The following is a 15,122-nucleotide window of genomic DNA, read 5'->3' as shown; positions in this document are numbered from 1 at the left end:
GTTCCAGGGTGGTGCCGAGGTCGAGTCGGGCTTGACGTAGCGGGCTCGGGTGGGTGGTGGGCGACCCGCGCCCGCCCCCTGGCCCAGGCCACCGGCGCAGTCCTAGATAGGGAGGCGCTCGCCGCACACCTGGCCGTTCCGCTGGTCGAGGAACTGCGGAGTCCCCGCAGTCTGTGGCGAGGCGTCTGCCAAGCCCCGCCCGGCCACACCCTGTACCTGACCCACCAGCGCGCCGCCACCACCGCCCCCGCGCCCTTGTCCGGCCTCGAACCAGCGGAGATAGCCCAACGCCTGCGCACCGCCCTGACCGACGCCGTCGCACTGCGCACCCCAGACAGCGCACACGTGAGCGCGGACCTGTCCGGAGGGATGGACTCCACCACCATCACCCTGCTCGCAGCCCGCCACACCCCAGTGTTCGCCACCACCTACACTGCCCCCGACCTGGGCAACCACACCGACGTGCACCACGCCCGCACCGCCGCTGCCACCAGCAGGGCCATCACCCACTACCTCGCCCGCGGTGACCACACCACCTGGCCCTACACCGATCTGCACCAGCAGATCCCCACCGACGCGCCCGCCCTGGACCTGCGCGCGTGGGCACGCCACCGCGCCTACCTCACCCCCGCCGCCGAACACGGCAGCACCGTGCACCTGACCGGCAACGGCGGCGACAACGTGCTGTCCACCGGCCCCGCCCATCTGGCCGACCTGCTCGCCCACGGACACCACCGCCGCGCCTGGACCCAGACCCTGGCCCACGCCCGCCTCTGGCGCATCCCCGTCCACCGTCTCGCCCGCGCCGTCCTGCGCCTGGCCCGCACCCGCTACCCCGACGCCCTCACCAACCTGGCTGACCACCTGCAACACCGCACCCGCCCGCCCCGCCTGGAACGCACCCTGACCTGGGCCGCCCCGACAGCCCTGGCCGCCTGGCTCACCCCCGCCGCCCGACAGTCCCTCGCCCACCAGACCCACCAGGCCGCCGCCGCAGCCGACCAAGAGCACCAGGACCTCCTGCCCGGACAGTGGGCCGACCACCGGGGACTGCGCTACTACGCAGCTGGGCACACCACCTTCTGCGATCTCGCCCACCACGACATCGGCCTGGACATCAACGCCCCGTTCCTGGACAACACGGTGGTGCGCGCCACGCTGGCCGCCCCCTCCTGGACCCGCGCCGACGCCTACCGCTTCAAGCCCCGCCTGCGCGAGGCCATGCACGGCCTACTGCCACCACAGGTGGGGGAACGCGACTCCAAGGACTCCTTCACCACACACGCCTACCAGGGCCTGCGCCGCAACGCCCCGGCCATCGAAGACCTGCTGGCCACCTCCCAGCTCGCCGAAGCCGGCCTCGTGGACACCGCCCCGGCCCTGGCCGCCCTGGAACGGGCTGCGGACGGCCGCCCCGCACCACTGGGAGCCCTGGCCCACCTGATCACCACGGAGATGTGGGCGCGATCCCTGCACGAGGCCCCCTCCTGGTGGGCCGACACACCGCACCCCGCCACAACAGTGAAGGGGCACCAGTGACACGCGTGTACCCCACCCGGTGGGCCGCCGCCGCAATCGACCCCCACGGCCGCGGCGCGCTGATCCTGAACCTGCGCACCGGCACCTGGACCCACCTCAACCCCACCGCCGCCGCCTACTGGCACACCACCATCCACCACGGGCTCACCCACCAGCAGGCCCTGACCGAACTCGCCGACCGTTACGCCCTGGCCCCCGCCCACCTCAACGCCGACCTGGCCCCGCTCCTGGAGGAGTTGCGCACTCAGCGCCTTGTGCAGACCGAGGACAGCCCATGAGCCACCCGATGGCCCTTCCCGACCACCGTCCACCACTGAAGCGGCACCGGCACCTGCTCGCCGCACTCGCGCTGACATGCGCGATCTGCCTGCTGCGCCTACCGTTGCGGGCTACCATCGCCACCATCGATACCCTGCACCGACTCCCACTGGCCACACCCGGCGCGGAAGCCCCCGCCCTCACTCGCCTGGTGCACGCCTGCACCCGTGCCAGCGCCCTGTGGCCGGGCCGGGTCGCCTGCTTGGAAACCTCCCTGGCCCTGGTCCTAGCCGCGGCGTTCACCGGGCGGCGCCTGCACTGGTGCCTGGGCGGGCGCTTCGACCCGCCTGCCACCCACGCCTGGGCCCAACACCCCGACGGCACCCCAGTAGGAGAGCCCACCGACACTCCTTGGCCCTGGACCACAGCACTGCGGATCTGACCGACCACCAGGAAAGGCCGAACCACCGATGACCGCCGCCCCGAACGCCATCACCGCTGCCCTGGAACGGGTCGATGAACACCACTACCGCGGACAGGACCGGCGCGCCGTCCGACAGACCACGCCCGCCTCGGTCATCGAACGCCACCTGCCCCTGCTGGACCCTGTGCCAGGTCTGAGGATCCTGGAGATCGGTACCGGCTCGGGCTACTCCACCGCCGCCCTGGCCGAACTCACCGGTCCGCAGGGCACCGTGGTATCGGTGGACGTGGAGCACGACCTCGTCACCCGCGCCGACCGCCTCCACCGCGAAGCCGGGTACACCACCATCACCTCCCTGGCCGGGGACGGCTACGCCGGCGCCCCCGAGCAGGCGCCCTTCGACCGGCTCATCGCCTGGACCACCCCGCCCCACCTGCCCAAGGCATGGACCGAACAGGTACGTCCGGGCGGAGTGATCGTGGCCCCGCTGGTATGCGCGCCGATCGCCTACTCCACCGCCATGGCCCGCATCACCGTAGCCGACGACCACACCCCCGGGCAGGTCACGCTGCACCGGGGCCAGTACGTGCCCATGACGACGGCGGCCCTGGACCGCTCCCGCTACGCCACCGTCTCCCGCGTTCTGGACGGCGAGCGCTACCCCTCCTACCTGTCCGCCCCCTGGATTGCCGCCACCGGTGACCGGGACCTGGCCGAGAGGGTGTTCACCGCCGTGCTCGACGCACCCCACACCGAACCGTTGGGCATCGGCTGGCCCGAGGTCGAGCACTTCAAGCTCTGGACCCTGGCCCAGGACCCGGCCGGGTTGACGGTGGCCCACCGCGGTAAGGAGACCATGGTCGGCATCACCACGTCCGACCAGGTTGGTCTGGTCGCGCTGTTCCCCGAAACCCGCATCGTCGCCGACAGCGCCGACTCTCCCGCGCTGGAGCGGGTGCGCGGCCTCTACCAGCAGTGGAAGGGCCTCGGAGGGCCCCGGATCGATGAGCTCACAGCCCACACGGTTCCCGTCGACCAGGGGTGGGCTCTGGAGCTGAACGCAACTACGCGCGATACCCGGCGCTCACGCATCTGACAGGACAGTGCTGGCGGAAACGGTCCTCGTCGGCTTTTTAAGAAGGCACCGAGCGTCCTCTCGTCAGAGAGCAGTCGCTGAGGATCCGCGCCACGCTCTGCCCGGTGCTGCTGTGCTCGTCGATCAGCTCCTCTAGCCCGTCGGGGAGCAGGTCCCGGGGGCGCCACCACTGCCGCAGTTCGGCCTCCCCCAACTCTCCAGCGATCGGTTTGGTCGCGTGCCGCGCCAGCGTGACCTCGAAGGGCAGATCGAAGTAGTAGCAGCGAGCCGGGCCGTGGTGGTCGGCCACGAGGGAGGTGAGCATGCCGCCGTAGCGGTCGGCGTACAGCAGGCCCTCGACCACCACGTGGTAGCCCGCGTCCAGGGCGTGGCGCGCCATCAGGTCGATGAGGCCGATGTTGGCCGCACCTGGCCGGTCCCTCTCCCTGAGGATCTCGCGGCGCACCACGTCCTGGGAGATGATCGCGAGCCCGCGCCCGTAGGCCGTGCGCAGTGCGTGGGCCACCGTGGTCTTGCCCGACCCGGAGTTGCCGCGCAGCACGATCAGCCGGGGCGCAAGAGAAGGTTCAGCGGCATCGTTTCCCCGCGTACTCATGGCCGCGACGTTAGCCGACGGCCCGCCCCTGCGCAGGCTCTACCGGCTGATTGCTCTCGGCCCGCACGGACCGGAGCGCCCTCCAGTGCAAGAGCGCCCCGGTCCGCGCGGCTCATCCTTGCTGGGCCAGCCACCCCGTGGCCGGGACGAACTCGGGATCGATGGGGGCGAGCGCATAGAGCTCGACCACTCCCGAGCCCTGCTCGCCCAGCGGCACCATCTCGAAGACGACCCCCTCCGGGCCGGTGCCGACCGCCCGGCGCTCCCAGACCGTGTAGTCACGGGCCCGCACCACGTGGGTGCGGTGGGCGATCGAGGCGAGCTTGGGGCAGGAGCGCAGCGCGAAGGCCAGGCAGCGCGTGTGAGAGGGAGCTTCGAAGTAGTAGCGGGTGGCGGTGTCGGCCAACGGCCAGGTGCACATCTGATCGGCGTCGATGGGGATACCGCAGACGGTGCAGCGGCGCTCCTGGACCGCGCGCCGCTGGTGGTTCACACACGGTGTGCCGAACCGGGGGCGGCCCTGTCCGGGCTTGCAGGTGCACACGAGCACGGGCCCCTGGTCGCGCTGGACGACGTGGTCGCTCCCGCCGCTCCACTGCACCGTCCACGGCACAGGCGTCGAACCGGCGCGGGGCAGGCGGGCGATCTCGGGCGGCATCGGGTGAGTGGTCATACGGACTCCTCCTGACGACAGGGGGTGGGGACGGTCGGCGTCGCGGGGGTCAGGCGCCGGCTTCGATCTGCTGCTGAGCGGCGCGGGTCGGCGGGTCGCTGTCCGCGCGTACTTCCTTGGCCTTGGCGATGACCTTCTGCGCCCAGCGGCGCTTCTTGGGGGAGACGCCGAACTGCTCGCACAGCCCGCGTTCGGACGGGGCCATGCCGGCGTCGGCGGCCTCGACGTAGAACTGCACGGCCTTGAAGAAGACGAGCGGGTCGGTCTCGGCCGAGGCCGTGTTCCTCTTCTCCTGCTGGGCGAGGAAGGCGTCGGCCAGGTCCTTGGCCTCGCGGATGTGGAACCCCTGGCGCAGGCGCACGGAGACCTCGGCGGGCACCCTGCGCCGCCACATCGGACCCAGGGCGCTCCTGAGGCGGCGCTGGGTCTCGATCTTCATCGCGTACAGGTCCAGGGCGCTCTCCCAGTCGGTGACGTGCCACATGGCGGCCTGGCGGGCGATGCGCAGCGAGCCCAGCGGGTCCCACCACCAGCGGGCCGCCGGAACCAGGGGCCCGGCCGCCTCCCGGCGGCTGCGCGCCCACTGCTTGCGGCGGTGGCGCAGCACGGTCTCCCACAGGGCGGCGGCGATGACCGGCATCAGCGACCACGCCACCCGGGCGGCCACGCCCTGGCCCGCGGCGGCCGCGTGCGACCACTGGAACCAGGCGCTGCCCGCCACGATCAGCAGCACCATCGACCGCGGCCCCAGCGCGCTGGCGCCCATGCGCGCCCACCGGTAGGAGACGAAGGCGAAGAAGCCGGCCATGCCGTCCAGGGCGGCGAACAGCAGGTAGGGCCAGATCCCGGTCAGGCCCATCTCCGTTCGGGCGAACCCCACCAGGCCCTGCATGATGAGTCCGCTGGCCACCGAGGCGAAGAACACCACGAGGGCGTTCTCCACCAGGTTGGCGCGCTCCTGGCCGGTGAGGCGCCCGTACCAGGCGGAGAAGGACCGGGTGAGCCGCAGGCAGGGATAGAGCAGGACACCGACGGCGGCGAGGCCGCAGACGGTGAGGATGATCAGTTGCGTGGTGTCCATGTGAAAGGGGTTCTCCAGGGGCGGGGGTTCACGACAGCGGCGGCGCGTGCTGGTCGAGCCACTCGGCGCAGGGGTAGACCTGGGGGCTGACGGGCACGGCCACCAGGTAGACCAGGGCTCCGAAGCGGCGCCCGTGCGCGTCGCCGAGCGGGAAGTGGCGGTGGACGGTGCGCCGCCCGTCCCATCTGGCGGTCTCGCGGCGTTCGTAGAGCCGCACCCGGCGGCAGATGAGGACCTGGGCGGTGTCGATCGAGCGGGCGAGCACGGGGCACGCCTGAGCCGAGTAGGCCATGCACCGCGGATGCAGCGGCGGTTCGATGAAGTCGAGCGTGTACGGGTCGTCGCGGATGAAGGCCAGTCCCGAGCGGGGGTCCAGGCGTGTGCCGCACACGCCGCACCGGTGTCGGCGCATCGCGCGCCGCTGCAGATCGGGGCAGATCGCGCCGAGCTTGTGGGGCCGGTCGTGGTCGCGGCAGGGGCACACGGCGGTCAGGCCGGTATCGGGCAGTTCCTTGATGGTGAAGGTGGCGGACATGTCGCCGCGCGGGGTGAGGACGGGGATCGGGTAGCCCGCCCGGGTGGTGGGCAGGCGCCGGATCGGTGCGGGCATGGGGACGTCAGTGCTCATGGCGATCACCTGGGATGTTGAGGGGAGCGGGGCGCGGTCGGCGCGGGATGGCGCGGGGATTCAGGGGCGCGCCAGGGGGTGGGCGAGGAAGGTGTCGCGCTCCAGCACCAGCGGCTGCAACGGGCGCGAGAGGAAGAAGTGCAGCGTCGCCTGTCGGCCCCGAGGGTCGCCGTGCGGCACGGCGAGGATCGCGGTGGCGTTGGGGCCGTGGATGAGGCGCTCCTCGCAGGTGTCCACCGCCAGGGCCAGCGCGACGGGGAAGTCGGGGCCGGCGCCGCGCTGCAGGGCCGGGCACACGGCAAGGGAGTAGGCCAGGCACTGCGGGTGCGCTCCGGCTTCCATGAACCACGGTGTGCCCGGCAGGGGCAGACCGCCGAAGGCGAGATAGGAGTCTGAGTCCACCCTCTGGCCGCACACCGGGCAGCGCCGTTGGCGCACGCACCGGCGCTGGCGCTGGGGGCACTGGGAGCCGAAGAAGGGGCGGCCGCGGTCGGGGGAGCAGTCGCACACCGCGACCGGTCCGGTTCCGGGCCGGTGGACGATGCGTTCGGGGTCCTCGCCGCGGGAGACGGTGTAGGGGATGGGCATCCCCTGTGTGGTGCGGGGCAGCGCCGCCACGGGTGCGGGCATGGGCGCGGTGCGCCAGGATGCGGGCATGGGGAGACCTCCCAGAGGTGCTGCGGGTAGGGGCTGGTGCTGGGCGCGGGGTGGGGGCGCCGGTCAGGACCAGGGGCCTGAGAGGTCCGCGACCATGAACAGGGCCCGCAGCGACTCGGCGCGCTCTTCCTGCTCGGCGCGGATCCAGTCGTCGTCCTGGCCGGTGGACACCAGCACGTTCGCCCGCCTGGGGGCGGCCACGTCCCAGCACGCGAGGTTGGTGCACAGCACCGCGGCCTGGAACTCGTCGATCTCGCGCAGCTGCCAGGACAGGTCTCGGGGGGCGACACGGCGCTCGTGCAGAGCAGCCAACAGTGGCAGGAGCCGGTGCCCGGTTCCGGCGCGCTCCAGGGTGATCGACTGCACCGGACGCTCCCGGTCCAGGTGCACGGGCCGCATGGCGGCGGCCTCCAGCGGATCGCTGTGGGCGCCCCCCAGCGGGGCGCGCAGCCGGTACAGCACACCGCCGAGGAAGTCGCGCCGGTGGGTGAGGTCGTCCAGGTACTCGATCACGCCCGTGGCGGTGAGGCGGCGCGCCAGTTCCAGAGCGGCGCCCGTGGTGCGCTCGCGGTCGGGCCAGGCGGGCCAGTCGGTGTACTGGTCCCAGCGGTGGTACAGGTGCGGCCAGCGCTGGGCGGCCCTCTCCCACACCCGCTGCTGGGATGAGAGGAAGGCGCCGACGCTGTCGGGGGCGTGCTGCGGTGTGCTCGGGTCCAGACGGGAGCGCAAGGCGGCCGCGGTGAGCACGCTCATCGGTACTTCGGCGCGGCTGGGGCCGTACAGGTCGTGCCACTGGTTGGCGACGGCGTCGGCGAAGGCGGTGGGGTTCACGGTCATAGGCGGGTCTCCTGTCGTCTCGCAGGCCAAATGAGGGGCGGGGAAGGGGGCGGGGTCAGGCGGCTGAGGTGTAGCCGCCGCCCAGGACGGCGAGCCGGTACAGCGCCCGCGTCCTGTCGATCTCGATCCCGAGGCCGCGCTCGTAGCGGGCACGGGCCTGCCAGTTCCCGGTGAGGGAATCGGCGCACCCGATGAGCACCCGGGGTCCCAGCTGCCACAGGTGGGTGTTGACCGCCAGGCACGCGGTGGCCACCGGGTCGATGTCGACCAGTTCCCAGCACAGGTCGGCGGGGTCGCCCCCGTGGGCGCGGATGCGCTCGGCCAGGGCCAGTACCAGGGCGCCGGTGCCCGCCAAGTGCTCGCAGACCGCCGAGCCGGGCGGCGGCACCGCGTCCATGTCGGCCAGGAGCGCGGCGGTATTGGGTGAGGTGTAGAACTGCCCGTGGGATTCGAGGGCCTTGCGGGGGCGCAGGCCCATGAGCAGGGGGCCGAAGAGGTCGGTCGAGGTCCTGCTGGGTGTCATGGTCAGGTCGAAGAGTCCGGCCCTGACGGCGGTGCGGGCGATGGCGACCAGGGCCGCCTCGTGGTCGGCTTGCTTCTTGTGGTGGCTGTACCGCGCCAGGGGCAGCACGCGGTAGGCCAGGTCCGGGCGGGTGCGGCTGAAGCGGGTCCAGAGCATGCGCAGGACGTGGGCGGCCTGGTCCTGGTCCAGGTCGAGGAAGTCGTCGGTGGCCTTGCGGGGGTTGCGGTCCCGCAGGTGGGTCAGGGCCGCCACGGCGCTGAGTGGCAGTTCGATGCCGGAGCCGGAGAAGCGGCCGGCCCAGGCGTCGCAGACGCGGTCGGTGATGGCGTGGATGCGGTCGCGGTCGGTGGTGCGGGCTCTCCACCCGCCGTTTGTGCTTATAGATTTGAAATTAATCTATAAGCATCATCTTGGCAAGTCGGCCCCGCTTTCCCCCGGTGTGACTCCGGGTTCATCAGCGGCTTGGCCTGCGACAACGGCAGTCCTGGGCTCGGCTCTGGGGTGTCCGTGCGCACCGCGGGGCCGCCCTGCCTCCACAAGGACGGCTGCCTGGTGCCGCTCGCTCGGGCCGGGGTAGGTAGCACACATGGGCAGACACACCGAGATGGACAAGGACGCCGCCGCGCGCATCCAGTCGGTGGCGGACCGGGACCCGCAGTCCGACACGGCCCAGTCCGGGTTCGACACCCGGGCGCAGTCCGCGGCGGACCGCCACGCTGACGAGCAGGACGAGGAGGACGACGGCGAAGCCTGTGCCGCCGCGTTCGCCCCCGGCGCGAACGCGGCGGCCGGCCCCGGAGCGGCGGGCTAGCGCACCTGCGCCGCTCCCCGCTCCCGGCGCAACCGGTGCAGGGCCTGGTAGTAGCGCAGCGCACCCATGACCAGCGCCCGGGCGAAACGCACATCGGCCTCTCCCACGACCTGTGGCCCCGCCGTGGTCAGGCTCACACCGAAGCCGCCCTGGTGCAGCTTCAGGATCGGCGCCCGGTCGGCGTAGGTGTGGCAGAGCACCTCGGGGCCGTGGTCCCTCTCCCCGCTGCCGCCGGTGCGGAAGGACAGGTCGACCGTGCTCCCCGGCTCGTCGGGTCGATTCGTGACCGTGAGCAGGGTGAACGGCCGGGGCTCGGCGGCGGACTCCAGGCGCTGGACCATGGGCGGGCTCCTCCCGTGTATGGAAACAACCCCTGCAAGCCCTGAGGGGCCCGGCTGTGACCAGTCCAGAAATAGAAGTTGATAATGTCATTATCGACTGTTAAGTTTCCGGGTGTTCCACCCCAACCCCGAACCGAGGAGCTCCATGGCCCTACCGCCTGCCCCTGCCCCGCACCGAGACGACCGCGCCGCCGGTGTGCTGCTCGCCGCCGCCTGCGGCGACGCCCTCGGCGTCCCCTACGAGTTCCGTCCCCGCCTCACCCCCGACCAGACCCCGCGGATGGTCGGCGGCGGACTCGGTCCCTACGCCCCCGGCGAGTACTCCGACGACACCCAGATGAGCGTGTGCATCGCCCGCGCCCTGGCCGAGACCGCCCCCGCCGCCATCCAGGAGAGCCGCGTCCTCAACCGCATCGCCGACCACTTCCTCACCTGGCTGCGCGAGGGCGCCACCGACATCGGCATCCAGACCGGCACCGTGCTGCGCGCCGCCGCGCCCGAGGCCGGTACCCCCACCGTGGCCGCCACCATGCGCACGGCCGCCCACAGCCTGTGGACATCCGGGCACAGGTCCACCGGCAACGGTTCCCTGATGCGCACCGCGCCCGTCGCCCTGCACGAGGTGCACGACGCCGAAGCGACCGCCGAGGCCGCGCGGCTGGTCAGCGACCTCACCCACGCTGACCCCCTCGCCGGGGACGCCTGCGTCCTGTGGTGCGAGGGCATCCGCCACGCCGTCCTGCACGCACGCTTCGACGGCGTGCGCGCCGGTATCGACCTGCTCCCCGCCCAGCGCCGCCCCTGGTGGCACGCACGCCTGGACGAGGCCGAAACCCGCGATCCGCACACCTTCGCCGGCAACGGCTACACCGTCACCGCGCTGCAGGCCGCCTGGTCGGCCATCACCCGCACCCCGGTCCCCGCCGACGACCCCGCAGCGGGGGTGTTCGCCGCCGACCACCTGCGCCTGGCCCTGGAGGCGGCCGTGCGCGCCGGAGGCGACACCGACACCGTCGCCGCCATCGCCGGGTCCCTGCTCGGCGCCCGCTGGGGCGCCTCGGCCGTGCCCTGGCAGTGGCAGCGCGCCGTGCACGGCTGGCCCGGCCACACCGCCCGCGACCTCATCGCCCTCGGCCTGGGCCTGGCCCGCCAGAGCGCCGCCGACGGCCAGGGCTGGCCCCGCGCTGAGCGCCACCCCCGCCACGTCGAGGCCCCGCACCCCTTCCAGACGGTGCACCCCCACGATGAGGGGGTGGTCCTGGGCAACCTGCCCCTGGCCGACCTCGACCCGGCCGCGCTGGGGGTGGACGCGGTGGTGTCGCTGTGCCGGGTGGGCGCCGCCGACTTCGGCCACGTCCCCGCCCGCGACCACGTCCAGGTGTGGCTCATCGACCAACCGGGCGCCAACGCCCACGGCCACCACACCCTGGACCAGGCGGCCCGCGCGGTCCACGGCCTGCGCGCCGAGGGCAGGCGGGTGCTGGTGCACTGCGCGGCGGGCCGCAGCCGCACCCCCAGCGTGGCGGCCCGCTATTCCGGGCTGCTGGGCGTGGACCCGGCCACCGCCCTGGACGAGGTGTGCCAGGCTCTCGCGGACAACCGTCCGGTGCTCAACCCCGAACTGGAAGGCTTCGTCTTCGACCTCGCCGGTCATGCCCGCCCCGCGGTCCGGGACCGGCCCTGGCGCATCCGGCAAACGCCCCTGCACAGGAGAGTGAGTGAGGAGTGAGCAGCGTGGGCCAGGCCCCGCCACAGCGTGACCAGGCCCGGACGGCACTGCCGTCCGGGCTTCGCCCACTGCTGGACACCCTGCACACACCCCCCGCCCCGGATGACGGTGAGAACGGCGCCCCGCCAGGTCTGGAACACCTGCGCCGCCACCTGGCCGACTACGCCCCCGCCACCCGCCGCGCCTACCTCGCCGACTGGACGCGCTGGGCCCGCTGGTGCCGCGCCAACGACCGCACACCCCTGCCCGCCGCCCCCGCCGACGCGGCCCTGTACCTGGCCCAGGCCCACGACACCCACCACAAGGGCCGGGCCACACTGCAGCGGTGGGCCTCGGCCATCGCCACCGCCCACACCGCCAACGGCCACCCCGACCCCACCCGCCGCCCGCCGGCCCTGGACCTGCTCAGGTGGCTGCGCCGCTGCGGCCCCCAGCCCCGGCGGCGCACCTCGCGCTGGCTCACCGACACCGAACTCACCCGCGTGCTGGCCACCACACGCCAAGAGGCCTGGCCCGAGCTGGCCATCAACCGCCGCAACCGCCTCGCCCTGCTGCTGGCCCGCGCCACCGGCTACGGCCCCGAGGAGGTCCTCGCCCTACGCGCCGGACAGCTCACCATCGCCGAGGGCACCGCGGTCCTGGCCGTGCCCGGGGAACCTCCCCGAGCGCTGGCCGCCCCGCTGCCGGCCGCCGACTGGGCCACCTGCCTGCCCTGCTCCCTGGTGCTGTGGAGGCAGGTCCTGGACCCGGCCCAGGACGGCAAGCAGGCCCTGCACCGCACCTTCGCCGGAGCGGGGCGCACCCCGCCTTCCGGCCATCTCGACCACACCCTGGCCGCGCCGGCCGACCCGCACGCCTGGCTGCTGCGCAGGGTGCGGCGGGGCGGCTCGGTCACCGAAGAGCGCATGGCGGCCAAAGCCCTGCGCGATGTGCTGCGCGCCCACGCCGAGCGGGCCGGTGTGGTCACCACCGGCCTCACCGCGTTCGCTCTGCGCCCCCGGCCGTAAGGGCCTCGTTCTCCTGCTCCTGGCGGCGGCGCACCGAGTGCGCGTGGGCGGTGCGCACCTCCTCCTGCGAGATGCCGAAGAACGCCGCCAGGGAGCGGGCCTGGGCGGTGCGCAGTTTGCGGGTGCGCCCGCTCTCCAAAGCGCGGTAGGTCTGCACGTTCAGGTCCGGGTCGCCGACCGCGTCGACGAGCTGGTCCTGGGTCAGCCCGGCCACGGCCCGGTATCCGGCCAGGCCCGCGACCTGGAAGTCGAGGAAGGCGCGGGCCGGTACGCCCAGCACTGCCGCCAGGCGCTCCAGGGCCTCGGGGGTGGGGGCGCTGCCGCCGTCCTTTTCGTAGCGGCCGATGGCGGTGCGGCTCAGGTCGGCGCGGCGGGCCAGCTCGGAGAGGTTCCAGTCCTTGTCCTGGCGGGCCTGTCTGAGTACGGAGGGCTTCCAGCCCACGACCCCGCTTCTCGGCATGCTCACCCGTACCTTGGTCGGCCAACGATCCGTTCCTAGGACTCTAGACGGACGCGTCGGGACGGGCGAACGCCCACGGCCTGGCGCTGCTCGGGAGTGTGCGTGCGGTGGTCTGGGCTACCACCCGTGCGGCACGAACCCCGCTCCGTCGAGCCAGGCCCGGATCCCTTCTGTCGGGTAGGCGATCGTGTTCGAGGGCAGGCTGCGGGGATCGGCCCACACCAGCGCGGCGGCTTTGTGGGGTTCGGCGTTGTAGGGCTCGCCCTCCCACGCGGTGGCCGAGAAGAACAGTCCGATGCGCGCGTGCCCGGGCTCCTGGTGGTGGTGGACCACCGCGGCCAGGGTGAGGTGGCCGGGATCCACCCGCACCCCGGTCTCCTCGCGTGCCTCGCGGGCCGCGGCCGCGTGCGCGGGTTCGCCTTCCTCCAGATGCCCCGAGGGCAGGTGCAGCATGCCGTCGCAGTAGCCGGTGCCGCGGCGTTCCAGCAGGGCGATCTCCCCGCCCCGGCTCAAGATGGTGTGGACGTCGACAACGCTGGTGTAGGGGGCCATGGGGCGGGGGTCCTCTCCGGCAGTGGTTCGTTGCGGCGACCATAGCGGCGGGGGGCGACGTTGCGGTCGGTGTCCGCCGGTCACCGGCGTCCGGATACCGGCGATCCGCTCGCCCCTCTCACTGGAGACCGCGTGCCCGCCCCAGGGGTGAGGCCGAAACGCGCTTGGGTGGTCTGTCGATGATGTTGGCGGCTTACACGACCTCCGGTCCTTGCAGGTGCAGGTGATCTTCCGTCGCCGCAGTGGGGCGACCCTCAGGCCGCGGGCGCCATAGGGCCGGCCAGTGGCTCGGTTCGTTCTCCTCGGTTTCTGGTCTGCTGGCGTTGCGGGTGCTGGCGTTCGGCGAGTTGTCGGCGCAGTCTGAGCAGCTCCTTGGCTCCGCTCTCCCCCAGACCGGACAGGACGCGGCCCCCGGGGCGGTAGATCTCCTGCGGGGGCTCCTGCGGCCCTGGCGGACTGTCCACGGCCTCAGGCCGTGCCGCGGGACGGCCTGGCCCGGCCGCAGGGGCGGGGGCGGGTGTGTCGGGGTCGTGGTCCCAACCGTTCGCTGTGGGGAAGGCCGACCGGTCCCAGGGGGCCTCACCGGACTCAGCACGTGAGGCTGGGCTGCCCTCCCGTGCCGGAACGTCGTCCAGCGCAGGCACGGGATCCTCCACCGGTCGGCGGCCCGCGCTCTCCGGGGGCAGGAAGCGTTCGTTCAGGGTGCCGTCCCGGGCGGCGTTCTGCAGCGTCTTGACGACGTAGGCGATGGGGTGGCGGACCCGGCGGTGGCGCACGATCTGGCTGACGCACCGGGCCGCCCAGGCGGGGGAGACCACGTGGTCGGCCAGGGCGGCCAGCTCCTCGATCACCGCGGCGATGACCGGATCGGTTCCCGGGGCGAGCGCCACCTGCCGCTTCGGCGGCGCAGCCGGCGCTTCTCCTTGGGGGATAGAGGGATTGATCTTCTGGGCGGAAAACTCCGACGAGGGTCCACGGTGGTCCTGAGCTGGGATGACAGATCCGGCGGGGAACACCGGAAGGGCGTCCTGGTCGGGTTCTTCGGTTGAGAAGGGGGTCAGGAACTCCTCGCGCCGCTGCCAGATCTGGGCGGGCACGGTGGCCTGGTAGACGCTGGTCCGGGGCCCGTCGGCGCGCTGGCCGCCGCGCTCCAGGCAGGTCAGCCACCCCTGGGCCTGGGCCGTGCCCAGGTGCTCGCTGATCGTGGACCGGGACCTGTCGGTCAGGCCGACCAGGTGGGCGAGGGCGTTGCGCACCGAGCCCGAGGGCGACATCAGCAGTCCCAGGGCGGTCAACGAGGCCTGCACGGTGCGCGGAAGCAGGGCGGCGGCGATTACGAGACGAACCCAGGTGGCGGGGTCGACGGCTACACGGTCCATCGGGGGTGGGGCCTCCAAGGGAAGGGGAAGGACAACGCATGAAACTATAGATTAAATAACATGCTATTGTGTACACATGTTGCGCACTCCACGGCGACGGTGGTCCTCGTCCAAACGGCTCTGGTCCGACGGCGAACCACAGCGGTACGCCGGTGTACCAGAGCCCCGAACCGGTGTGCCAAAGCGGTCCGGCAGCACTGTGGGCCGTACCGTGCCGGCGCACCGATGGTGCGGCGGCACCACGCGAGCCCGAGCCACCCCCGGTCACAGCCCCCGAGGCCCGAGCCTTGACCCCCTTGACGGACCACGACGGACCGAAAGGGAGCACATGGCAGCCGACCACCGGTCAGAGCGACCGAGCTTTGAAGAACTCATCCTCTCCGGGGCGTCCTTGGCCAGCCTGATCTCGCAGGGCCACACACTGCCCGACACCATCTCTTTCCCGGCCGCCTACACGGCCCTCGGCATCGGCAGGACCAGAGCCTATGAAGCGGCCCGAGAAGGTGATTTCCCTTGCAGGCTCATCAGACTC

Annotated in this window: 18 protein-coding genes; 7 read left to right on the top strand and 11 right to left on the bottom strand. The window is 72.6% G+C overall.

From position 1 onward, the window contains the following. From ACFHWE_RS18675 to ACFHWE_RS18660, 4 genes are all read left to right on the top strand, one after another. Window positions 1-1,539 (top strand): albusnodin/ikarugamycin family macrolactam cyclase (locus tag ACFHWE_RS18675; RefSeq protein ID WP_416602961.1); only part of this gene is annotated, 1,539 nt, incomplete at its 5' end. Beyond that, window positions 1,536-1,817: a PqqD family protein gene (locus ACFHWE_RS18670; protein WP_416602960.1), complete on the top strand. Its 282-nt coding sequence runs from the start codon at window positions 1,536-1,538 to the stop codon at window positions 1,815-1,817. The genes ACFHWE_RS18675 and ACFHWE_RS18670, both read left to right, overlap by 4 nt. After that, window positions 1,814-2,239, top strand: a complete 426-nt coding sequence (locus tag ACFHWE_RS18665; RefSeq protein WP_416602959.1) for a lasso peptide biosynthesis B2 protein — start codon at window positions 1,814-1,816, stop codon at window positions 2,237-2,239. Before ACFHWE_RS18670 ends, ACFHWE_RS18665 begins: the two co-directional genes overlap by 4 nt. 28 nt (window positions 2,240-2,267) lie before the next feature. After that, entirely contained in the window at window positions 2,268-3,317 is a 1,050-nt protein-coding gene (locus ACFHWE_RS18660; RefSeq protein ID WP_416602958.1) for a protein-L-isoaspartate O-methyltransferase family protein, read from the top strand. A 37-nt stretch (window positions 3,318-3,354) separates the two neighbouring features. Here the strand turns inward: ACFHWE_RS18660 and ACFHWE_RS18655 are convergent, their stop codons facing one another. From ACFHWE_RS18655 to ACFHWE_RS18625, 7 genes are all read right to left on the bottom strand, one after another. After that, on the bottom strand, window positions 3,355-3,912 hold the full coding sequence (locus tag ACFHWE_RS18655; protein WP_416602957.1) for an AAA family ATPase: 558 nt from the start codon (window positions 3,910-3,912) through the stop codon (window positions 3,355-3,357). 112 nt (window positions 3,913-4,024) lie between these two features. Continuing rightward, a complete protein-coding gene (locus tag ACFHWE_RS18650) occupies window positions 4,025-4,585 on the bottom strand; it encodes a hypothetical protein (RefSeq protein WP_416602956.1) in 561 nt (186 codons plus the stop codon). A 49-nt stretch (window positions 4,586-4,634) separates the two neighbouring features. Further along, window positions 4,635-5,666 (bottom strand): DUF2637 domain-containing protein, encoded by a 1,032-nt coding sequence (locus tag ACFHWE_RS18645; protein ID WP_416602955.1) that lies wholly within the window; start codon window positions 5,664-5,666, stop codon window positions 4,635-4,637. A gap of 28 nt (window positions 5,667-5,694) precedes the next feature. Then, complete coding sequence (locus ACFHWE_RS18640; RefSeq protein ID WP_416602954.1) at window positions 5,695-6,294, bottom strand: hypothetical protein; 600 nt, start codon at window positions 6,292-6,294, stop codon at window positions 5,695-5,697. A gap of 60 nt (window positions 6,295-6,354) precedes the next feature. Beyond that, on the bottom strand, window positions 6,355-6,951 hold the full coding sequence (locus ACFHWE_RS18635; protein WP_416602953.1) for a hypothetical protein: 597 nt from the start codon (window positions 6,949-6,951) through the stop codon (window positions 6,355-6,357). A 63-nt stretch (window positions 6,952-7,014) separates the two neighbouring features. Continuing rightward, complete coding sequence (locus ACFHWE_RS18630) at window positions 7,015-7,788, bottom strand: hypothetical protein (protein ID WP_416602952.1); 774 nt, start codon at window positions 7,786-7,788, stop codon at window positions 7,015-7,017. 55 nt (window positions 7,789-7,843) lie between these two features. Continuing rightward, window positions 7,844-8,563: an SAM-dependent DNA methyltransferase gene (locus tag ACFHWE_RS18625; RefSeq protein WP_416602951.1), complete on the bottom strand. Its 720-nt coding sequence runs from the start codon at window positions 8,561-8,563 to the stop codon at window positions 7,844-7,846. A gap of 334 nt (window positions 8,564-8,897) precedes the next feature. On the opposite strand from ACFHWE_RS18625, the gene ACFHWE_RS18620 reads away from it, so the two are divergent. Then, window positions 8,898-9,122, top strand: coding sequence for a hypothetical protein (locus tag ACFHWE_RS18620; RefSeq protein ID WP_416602950.1), 225 nt, complete (start codon window positions 8,898-8,900; stop codon window positions 9,120-9,122). Here the strand turns inward: ACFHWE_RS18620 and ACFHWE_RS18615 are convergent. Continuing rightward, window positions 9,119-9,463, bottom strand: coding sequence for a hypothetical protein (locus ACFHWE_RS18615; RefSeq protein ID WP_416602949.1), 345 nt, complete (start codon window positions 9,461-9,463; stop codon window positions 9,119-9,121). The genes ACFHWE_RS18620 and ACFHWE_RS18615 overlap by 4 nt on opposite strands. A gap of 145 nt (window positions 9,464-9,608) precedes the next feature. On the opposite strand from ACFHWE_RS18615, the gene ACFHWE_RS18610 reads away from it, so the two are divergent. Then, the gene (locus tag ACFHWE_RS18610) at window positions 9,609-11,192 is read left to right on the top strand and encodes an ADP-ribosylglycohydrolase family protein (protein WP_416602948.1); all 1,584 of its coding nucleotides are present in this window, start codon (window positions 9,609-9,611) and stop codon (window positions 11,190-11,192) included. Between the two features lie 5 nt (window positions 11,193-11,197). Continuing rightward, window positions 11,198-12,199, top strand: a complete 1,002-nt coding sequence (locus tag ACFHWE_RS18605; RefSeq protein WP_416602947.1) for a hypothetical protein — start codon at window positions 11,198-11,200, stop codon at window positions 12,197-12,199. Here ACFHWE_RS18605 and ACFHWE_RS18600 read toward each other — a convergent pair. The 3 genes from ACFHWE_RS18600 to ACFHWE_RS18590 form a co-directional block, all read right to left on the bottom strand. After that, a complete protein-coding gene (locus ACFHWE_RS18600) occupies window positions 12,168-12,659 on the bottom strand; it encodes a helix-turn-helix domain-containing protein (protein WP_416602946.1) in 492 nt (163 codons plus the stop codon). The two genes, ACFHWE_RS18605 and ACFHWE_RS18600, sit on opposite strands and share 32 nt — an antisense overlap. A 117-nt stretch (window positions 12,660-12,776) precedes the next feature. Next, on the bottom strand, window positions 12,777-13,211 hold the full coding sequence (locus tag ACFHWE_RS18595; RefSeq protein WP_416602945.1) for an NUDIX domain-containing protein: 435 nt from the start codon (window positions 13,209-13,211) through the stop codon (window positions 12,777-12,779). Window positions 13,212-13,465: 254 nt separating this feature from the next. Next, window positions 13,466-14,590, bottom strand: coding sequence for a hypothetical protein (locus tag ACFHWE_RS18590; protein WP_416602944.1), 1,125 nt, complete (start codon window positions 14,588-14,590; stop codon window positions 13,466-13,468). Window positions 14,591-15,122 lie beyond the last annotated feature (532 nt).

Source organism: Nocardiopsis sp. LOL_012 (assembly GCF_048060475.1).
In the GTDB taxonomy this organism is placed as follows: Bacteria; Actinomycetota; Actinomycetes; order Streptosporangiales; family Streptosporangiaceae; genus Nocardiopsis.
The sequence above is the reverse complement of the archived record's forward strand: the minus strand, read 5'-3'. Positions and strand labels throughout refer to the sequence as shown.

What these genes read in the sequence shown, in the direction of transcription:
- ACFHWE_RS18665 (WP_416602959.1), top strand. Translation starts at nt 1,814, where the DNA reads ATGAGCCACCCGATGGCCCTTCCCGACCACCGTCCACCACTGAAGCGG.
- ACFHWE_RS18660 (WP_416602958.1), top strand. Translation starts at nt 2,268, where the DNA reads ATGACCGCCGCCCCGAACGCCATCACCGCTGCCCTGGAACGGGTCGAT.
- ACFHWE_RS18655 (WP_416602957.1), bottom strand. Translation starts at nt 3,912, where the DNA reads ATGAGTACGCGGGGAAACGATGCCGCTGAACCTTCTCTTGCGCCCCGG.
- ACFHWE_RS18650 (WP_416602956.1), bottom strand. Translation starts at nt 4,585, where the DNA reads ATGACCACTCACCCGATGCCGCCCGAGATCGCCCGCCTGCCCCGCGCC.
- ACFHWE_RS18645 (WP_416602955.1), bottom strand. Translation starts at nt 5,666, where the DNA reads ATGGACACCACGCAACTGATCATCCTCACCGTCTGCGGCCTCGCCGCC.
- ACFHWE_RS18640 (WP_416602954.1), bottom strand. Translation starts at nt 6,294, where the DNA reads ATGAGCACTGACGTCCCCATGCCCGCACCGATCCGGCGCCTGCCCACC.
- ACFHWE_RS18635 (WP_416602953.1), bottom strand. Translation starts at nt 6,951, where the DNA reads ATGCCCGCATCCTGGCGCACCGCGCCCATGCCCGCACCCGTGGCGGCG.
- ACFHWE_RS18630 (WP_416602952.1), bottom strand. Translation starts at nt 7,788, where the DNA reads ATGACCGTGAACCCCACCGCCTTCGCCGACGCCGTCGCCAACCAGTGG.
- ACFHWE_RS18620 (WP_416602950.1), top strand. Translation starts at nt 8,898, where the DNA reads ATGGGCAGACACACCGAGATGGACAAGGACGCCGCCGCGCGCATCCAG.
- ACFHWE_RS18615 (WP_416602949.1), bottom strand. Translation starts at nt 9,463, where the DNA reads ATGGTCCAGCGCCTGGAGTCCGCCGCCGAGCCCCGGCCGTTCACCCTG.
- ACFHWE_RS18610 (WP_416602948.1), top strand. Translation starts at nt 9,609, where the DNA reads ATGGCCCTACCGCCTGCCCCTGCCCCGCACCGAGACGACCGCGCCGCC.
- ACFHWE_RS18600 (WP_416602946.1), bottom strand. Translation starts at nt 12,659, where the DNA reads ATGCCGAGAAGCGGGGTCGTGGGCTGGAAGCCCTCCGTACTCAGACAG.
- ACFHWE_RS18595 (WP_416602945.1), bottom strand. Translation starts at nt 13,211, where the DNA reads ATGGCCCCCTACACCAGCGTTGTCGACGTCCACACCATCTTGAGCCGG.
- ACFHWE_RS18590 (WP_416602944.1), bottom strand. Translation starts at nt 14,590, where the DNA reads ATGGACCGTGTAGCCGTCGACCCCGCCACCTGGGTTCGTCTCGTAATC.